The following is a 6,391-nucleotide window of genomic DNA, read 5'->3' as shown; positions in this document are numbered from 1 at the left end:
CGCGGCCGCCGCCGGGGTCGACGTGGCCGTGGGCTCCGTCGACGAGCTGCGTCAGCTCGCGGCCGATGCCGTCGCTTCGGTGCGTGTGCATCTGCATCTCGACACCGGGATGGCGCGGGGAGGGTGCCCCGTGGAGGACTGGGATGCGCTGCTGCGCACGGCGCGCGCGGCCCGCGGCCGGATCGAGGTCGTCGGGGTGATGGGGCACCTCCCCCGCGCCGATGCCGCGGATCCGCGGGCGAACGCGGCCGCGGTGCTGCGGATGCGCCAGGGGCGGGACGCGGTCCTGCGTGCCGGCTTCGGACCGCTGCTCGTGCATCTCGCGGCGACCTCGGGCGCCCTGACCGATCCCGCGACGCACTTCGACATGGTGCGGGTGGGGGCCGCCCTCGTGGGGATCGACCCGTCCGAGACGGTGTCGCTGATCGGGGCTTCGCGTTTCACCGCACCCGTCGTGCACAGCGCCGCGGTGCCGGCCGGCACCGTCGTGGGCTATGGCGGGACGCACACGACGGCGGTGGCCACGCACCTGAGCGTGGTCGGCGTCGGATACGCCGACGGGGTCCCGCGGGAGATCGCGCCGGGCGCGGGGGTGGAGATCGGAGGGGAACGGCACCCGATCGTCGGCCGGGTGTCGATGGATCAGATCGTCGTCGACACCGGGGGGAGGGCGTTCCCCCGAGGAGCGGTCGCGACGGTGTTCGGGCCGGACGGCGGCGCGGTGCCGTCGGTGCAGGAGTGGGCGAGGTGGGCGGGCACCATCCCGCACACCATCGTCACGGGCATCGGCCCGCGGGTGAAGAGGAGCGTGGCATGACGATGAAGGTCCTGGTCATCGGAGGGGGACAGAATCCCGAGCACGAGGTGTCGCTCGCCTCGGCGGCCGCGGTCGCCGCGGCGCTGCGGTTGGGGGGACACGCCGTCACGACCGTGACGATCGACCGCGACGGCGTGTGGCGGGCCGACGGCATCCCGCCTGGCGTGAGTCCGGCGTCGTCGTTGCAGCAGGCCCTGCCGCTGCTCGCGGCGAGCGACGTCGTGTTCCCCGCGGTGCACGGTGCGCTGGGGGAGGACGGCGCCCTCGCGGCGCTGTGTGCGCTCGCCGGGGTGCCGGTCGTCGGCTCCGCGCTGGGGGCGGGCGCGATCGGCATGGACAAGTGGGCCACGAAGCTCGTGGCCCAGGCGGTCGGGCTGCGCACCGCCCGAGGGCGGCTCGTCGCCGCGGAGGACATCGGCGACGTGGAGTTCGAGGGCGCCGTCGTGGTCAAGCCGGTCACGGCCGGCTCGAGCCACGGCGTGAGCCTGGTGACGGAGGAGGGCGACCTGCTCACGGCGCTGCGGGGGGCGGCGCGCTTCGACCGGCGGATCCTGGTCGAGGAGGTCGTGCACGCGCGGGAGATCGACGTCGCCGTGCTGCGGGAGAAGGGCGGGGTGCGGTGGGCCGCCCCGCCCCTGGAGATCCACGCGCCCGGGCTCTTCGACACCGCGACGAAGTACGACGGCACGGCCCGGTTCACGGTTCCCGCGCAGCTCGATGCGGCCGCCACGACGGCGCTCAAACGCGCCGCGATCGCGATGTTCGACGCCCTGGGGTGCGACGGAGTCGCCCGCATGGACTTCTTCCTCACGGACGAGGGGCCGGTGCTCAACGAGGTCAACACGATGCCGGGGCTGACCGCCGCCTCCCAGGTGCCGCGGATGTTCGCGGCGGCCGGGGTGGACTACGTCGACCTCGTGGGCCGGCTCGTGCGCGCGGCCGTGTGAGAGGGGGGTCGACAGGGCGCCTGCGGAGGCGGATGCTGGGGACATGGCAGCCTTCACAGCGGAGAACGCGTTCAGCGGTTTCAGCGTCGACGACATCGACGCGGCGAGAGAGTTCTACGGCACGACCCTCGGGCTCGACGTCGAGGTCAACGCGATGGGGTTCCTCGACCTGCGTCTGCCCCGCGGCGGGCCGGTCCTCGTCTACGCGAAGCCGAACCACACCCCGGCGAGCTTCACCATCCTGAACTTCCCCGTGGCGGACGTCGATGCCGCCGTCGAGGAGCTCAACGAGCGCGGGGTGCAGACCAAGATCTACGGCGACGACGAGTTCCCGTCGGACTCTCGCGGTATCGTCCGCGGGAACGGGCAGGGACCGGACATCGCGTGGTTCCGCGACCCGGCGGGCAACGTGCTCGCCGTCATGCAGGCCTGACGGGGCCCGCCTCGCTCACAGCCGGTCGACCGCCGTCACCGTGACGACCGCCTCGCCGGCCTCGTCCGACGCGGCGAGATCGACGGTGGCGCTGATGCCCCAGTCATGGTCGCCGGCCGGGTCGTCGATGATCTGCCGCGCCGTCCACGCGGTCGGACCCTCGGTGAGCAGCAGCATGCGGGAGCTGCGGGCGTCCGGTCCGGTGCCGATGTCGTCGTGCTCGGCGAAGTACGCGTCCAGCGCGTCGGACCAGGCGGCGGCACCGAACGTCGGGTCGAGCTCGGCCAGGGCGTCCACGTCCTCCCGGGCGGCGAGCTGCACCCGCCGGAAGAGCTCGTTGCGGACGAGCGTGCGGAAGGCGCGGGTGTTGCTCGTGAGGCGCTTGGGCGCGGGCGGGACGATCGGCTCGTCGGTCTCGCCGCGGGCCGCGGTCCCGGCGGTCAGCTCGCTCCATTCGTCGAGCAGGCTGGAGTCGATCTGGCGCACGAGCTCGCCGAGCCAGGCGATGAGGTCGTGGAGGTCCTCGTCCTTCCGCTCCTCGGGGATCGTCTGGGAGGCGGCGCGATACGCGTCCGACAGGTACCGCAGCACGACGCCCTCGGAGCGGGCGATCTTGTAGAACGCGACGTACTCGCCGAACGACATGGCCCGCTCGTACATGTCGCGGACGACGGACTTCGGGTGCAGCGCGAAGTCCCGGATCCACGGCTGCGCCGCGCTGAAGGTCTCGAAGGCCGCGTCGAGGAGCTCCTCCAGGGGCTTCGGGTAGGTGATCGCCTCGAGGAGCTCCATGCGCTCGTCGTACTCGATGCCCTCGCGCTTCATCGCGGCGACCGCCTCGCCCCGCGCGAGGAACTCCTGCTGGCTGAGCACGGCGCGCGGATCGTCGAGCGTCGCCTCCACGATCGAGATCATGTCCAGCGCGTACGACCCCGTCCCCACCCCCTGGTCCCCCGAGCCCTCCTGGGTCCCTGAGCTTGTCGAAGCCTGGGTCCCTGAGCCTGTCGAAGGGTCCAGCAGGTCGAACGCCGCGAGGGCGAACGGCGAGAGCGGCTGGTTGAGCGCGAAGTTGGGCTGCAGGTCGACCGTGAGCCGGACGCCCTTCGGCGCTCCGGGCACGCCCGTATCGAACGTCTCCACGACGCCCGATTCCCGGAGCGTGCGGAAGATCGCGAGGGCGCGGAGGGCGAGCGCGCGCTGCCGGGTGCGCGGCTCGTGGTTGTCGAAGACGAGCCGGCGGACGTTCCCGAACACATCCCCGCCCCGGGCGATGACGTTGAGCAGCATCGCGCTGGTGATCTGCATGTGCGAGGTCAGCGTCTCCGGCGTCGCGTCGATGAGCTTCCGGAACGACGGCTCGCCCCACGACACGAAGCCGTCGGGGGCCTTCTTGCGGATGATCTTCCGCTTCTTCTTCGGGTCGTCGCCGGCCTTGCGGATCGCGGCGAGGTTCTCGGTCTCGTGCTCCGGGGCCTGGGCGACGACGGTGCCCGCGGTGTCGTAGCCCGCGCGTCCGGCCCGGCCCGCGATCTGATGGAACTCCCGCGCGTTGAGCTGCCGCATCCGCGTGCCGTCGAACTTCGTCAGCGCGGTGAGCAGCACGGTCCGGATCGGGACGTTGATGCCCACGCCGAGCGTGTCGGTGCCGCAGATGACCCGAAGGAGACCGCGCTGGGCGAGCTGCTCCACGAGCCGGCGGTACTTCGGCAGCATGCCGGCGTGGTGCACGCCGATGCCGGCCCGGAGGAAGCGCGAGAGCGTCTTGCCGAACGCTGTCGTGAAGCGGAAGCCGCCGATGAGGGCGGCGATCTCGTCGCGCTGCTCACGCGTGGCGACCTTCGTGCTCGACAGGGCCTGGGCCCGCTCCATGGCGGCCGCCTGTGAGAAGTGCACGATGTAGATCGGTGCCTGCCCGGTGTTGAGCAGGTCGTCGATCGTCTCGTGGATGGGCGTCGTCTCGTAGAAGAAGTGCAGGGGGACCGGGCGCTCGACCCCCGTGACCGAGGCGGTCTCGCGTCCGGTGCGGCGCGTGAGGTCGGCGGCGAGGGTGGTGACGTCGCCGAGGGTGGCCGACATCAGCACGAACTGCGCCTGCGGGAGCTCAAGGAGCGGCACCTGCCAGGCCCACCCGCGGTCCGGGTCGCCGTAGAAGTGGAACTCGTCCATGACGACGAGGCCGACGTCGGCGGCATCGCCCTGGCGCAGGGCCAGGTTGGCGAGGATCTCCGCGGTGCAGCAGATGATGGGGGCATCGGCGTTCACGGCGGAGTCTCCCGTGACCATGCCTACATTCTCGGCGCCGAACACCTCCGCCAGCGCGAAGAACTTCTCGCTCACGAGGGCCTTGATCGGTGCCGTGTAGTAGCTCCGGTGCCCGCGGACCATCGCCGCGAAGTGGGCGCCGACCGCGACGAGCGACTTCCCGGTGCCGGTCGGCGTGGATAGGATGACGTTCGCACCGGAGACGATCTCGATGAGCGCCTCGTCCTGCGCGGGGTACAGGCGGATGCCGGTCGACTCCGCCCACTCCACGAACGCCAGGTAGACCGCATCGGGGTCCGCCGCGTCGGGAACGAGAGAGGGTTCGAGCCGCGGCGTGGGATTCATGGTGCTTCGATCATCCCATCTGCGTCATGTCGCCGATCCCGTGACCCCGAGCGCGGTGAGCAGCTCGTACGCCGTGGAGCGCGCGTGCACGATCACGGTGCCGAGCTGCGACGAGGAGGCCGACACCGAGAGCAGGAGCTGGCCGTACGGCGCGAGGATGAAGCTCAGCAGTGCCATCTGGTTCTCGCCGATGGACAGCGACACGATGGCCGACAGCGTCGGCTCCGTTCCTCCCGCGATGATCTCGGCCTCGGCCCGCGCGACCCCGAACAGGGAGCCGTTCATCGCCGCGAGCTGCTCGCCGCCGTCGGGGTCGACGCCGAGCGAGGCGATGTGGAGGCCGTCCGCGGTCCCGAGGACCGCGGACGTCAGCTCCGGGAAGCGCTCCTCCAACTGCTGCAGACGGGTCTGGGCCGACGGGCCGACGATCCGCGACCACAGCGCCCAGTTGCCGGCGACGTCGGGGTGCATGCGGGACGGATCGGGCGTCGCGGCGGCGTCCTGCCGCCCGGCGGGTCCGGTCATGGCTTCTCCTCCGGAAGATCGAGAGCGGCACCGGCGACGCGCATCACGCTGTCGCGGTCGCGCGCGTCGGCCGCGAGGACGCGGGAGACGGGGATGCCGTGTCGAGCGAGCACGGGGGCGAGATCGTGGCGGATGTCGCCGATCGCGTGCCCTGCCGCGTGGCTGACGGCGATCACGATCCGATGCTCGTCTCCGGAGAACACGTCCAGCCACTCCTCGGCGTCGGCTGCGAGGGTGTCGTGGTCCGCGCGCAGCCAGAGCAGCACCCGAGTGCCCGGCATCGAGACCCGCTGCCGGGCGGACGCGAAGCGCTCCTGCCCCGGGATGCCGACGAGCGCGATGGAGACCTCGGGCGTGGGCCGCCACGTCCCGTAGTCGAGGCCGACGGTCGTCGTCGTCTTCCCGTCGCCGCTCGCGAGCGACATCGGCACGTCGGTGTCCACCGGCGGGACATCGCTCAGGGCGCGGACCGCGGTCGTCTTGCCCGCGCCCACCGGACCGGCGAAGATCACGCGGTACCGCTGAGGCAGGTCGGTCCGTCGCCGACGCGGGCGCCTCATCGTCCGCTCCGCGGGACCGCTCTTCCGCTGTCGCCCTCTCCCGAGGCCGCTCCCCACGGCCCCATGGATCACGCGCCGAGGGCGGCGACCCGGCGGTTCACCGAGGAGCGCAGCAGGGCGAGGTTCGTGGCCTGGCGATCGGCGGCCAGGTAGATGAACAGGTCGTCGTCGAGCATCTTGAGCAGGTGCAGCTGCGTGTTCAGCGTCAGCAGCATGTCCTCGAGCTCACCCTCGATGCCGAGGGCGTCGATCGTGCGCTTCTTGTTCTTCACGATCTCGCTGTTGAACGCGCTCGCGACCTCGAGGTCGAAGTCCGGGCGCACGGAGCTCGAGGCGAGCGGCAGTCCCGATTCGAGGTCGACGATCGACGCCCCGATGAATCCGTTGATGTCGCGTTCGATGTCCGCGAGCAGCGCGTTGAGCTGATCTTGCGTGGCCATGGTTCTCCCCAGTCGTCTTCGTCGCGCGCAGCAGCGACCGCCCTGTGCGGTCGTCCCCGGCG

At 71.7% G+C, this 6,391-nt stretch carries 7 protein-coding genes; 3 read left to right on the top strand and 4 right to left on the bottom strand.

Translation table 11 applies throughout. The features are described 5' to 3' along the window. The 3 genes from D8M34_RS11760 to D8M34_RS11750 all read left to right on the top strand — a co-directional run. Window positions 1–817: alanine racemase (locus D8M34_RS11760; RefSeq protein WP_126894088.1), on the top strand; the 817-nt coding region annotated here is incomplete at its 5' end. Beyond that, window positions 814–1,764 carry a D-alanine--D-alanine ligase family protein gene (locus D8M34_RS11755; protein WP_126894087.1) on the top strand — a complete coding sequence of 317 codons (951 nt, stop codon included), beginning with the start codon at window positions 814–816 and terminating at the stop codon, window positions 1,762–1,764. The genes D8M34_RS11760 and D8M34_RS11755, both read left to right, overlap by 4 nt. A gap of 43 nt (window positions 1,765–1,807) precedes the next feature. Next, a complete protein-coding gene (locus D8M34_RS11750; RefSeq protein ID WP_126894086.1) occupies window positions 1,808–2,197 on the top strand; it encodes a VOC family protein in 390 nt (129 codons plus the stop codon). A 15-nt stretch (window positions 2,198–2,212) separates the two neighbouring features. Here the strand turns inward: D8M34_RS11750 and D8M34_RS11745 are convergent, their stop codons facing one another. The 4 genes from D8M34_RS11745 to D8M34_RS11730 form a co-directional block, all read right to left on the bottom strand. Then, window positions 2,213–4,804: a DEAD/DEAH box helicase gene (locus tag D8M34_RS11745; RefSeq protein ID WP_126894085.1), complete on the bottom strand. Its 2,592-nt coding sequence runs from the start codon at window positions 4,802–4,804 to the stop codon at window positions 2,213–2,215. A gap of 24 nt (window positions 4,805–4,828) precedes the next feature. Further along, entirely contained in the window at window positions 4,829–5,329 is a 501-nt protein-coding gene (locus D8M34_RS11740; protein ID WP_126894084.1) for a hypothetical protein, read from the bottom strand. After that, window positions 5,326–5,889 (bottom strand): GTP-binding protein, encoded by a 564-nt coding sequence (locus D8M34_RS11735; RefSeq protein WP_126894083.1) that lies wholly within the window; start codon window positions 5,887–5,889, stop codon window positions 5,326–5,328. Before D8M34_RS11735 ends, D8M34_RS11740 begins: the two co-directional genes overlap by 4 nt. 68 nt (window positions 5,890–5,957) lie before the next feature. Then, entirely contained in the window at window positions 5,958–6,329 is a 372-nt protein-coding gene (locus tag D8M34_RS11730) for a hypothetical protein (protein ID WP_025104036.1), read from the bottom strand. Between the last annotated feature and the right edge of the window lie 62 nt (window positions 6,330–6,391).

The sequence above is a fragment of the Microbacterium sp. HSID17254 genome, from assembly GCF_003989315.1.
Lineage (GTDB): Bacteria > Actinomycetota > Actinomycetes > Actinomycetales > Microbacteriaceae > Microbacterium.
The sequence above is the reverse complement of the archived record's forward strand: the minus strand, read 5'-3'. Positions and strand labels throughout refer to the sequence as shown.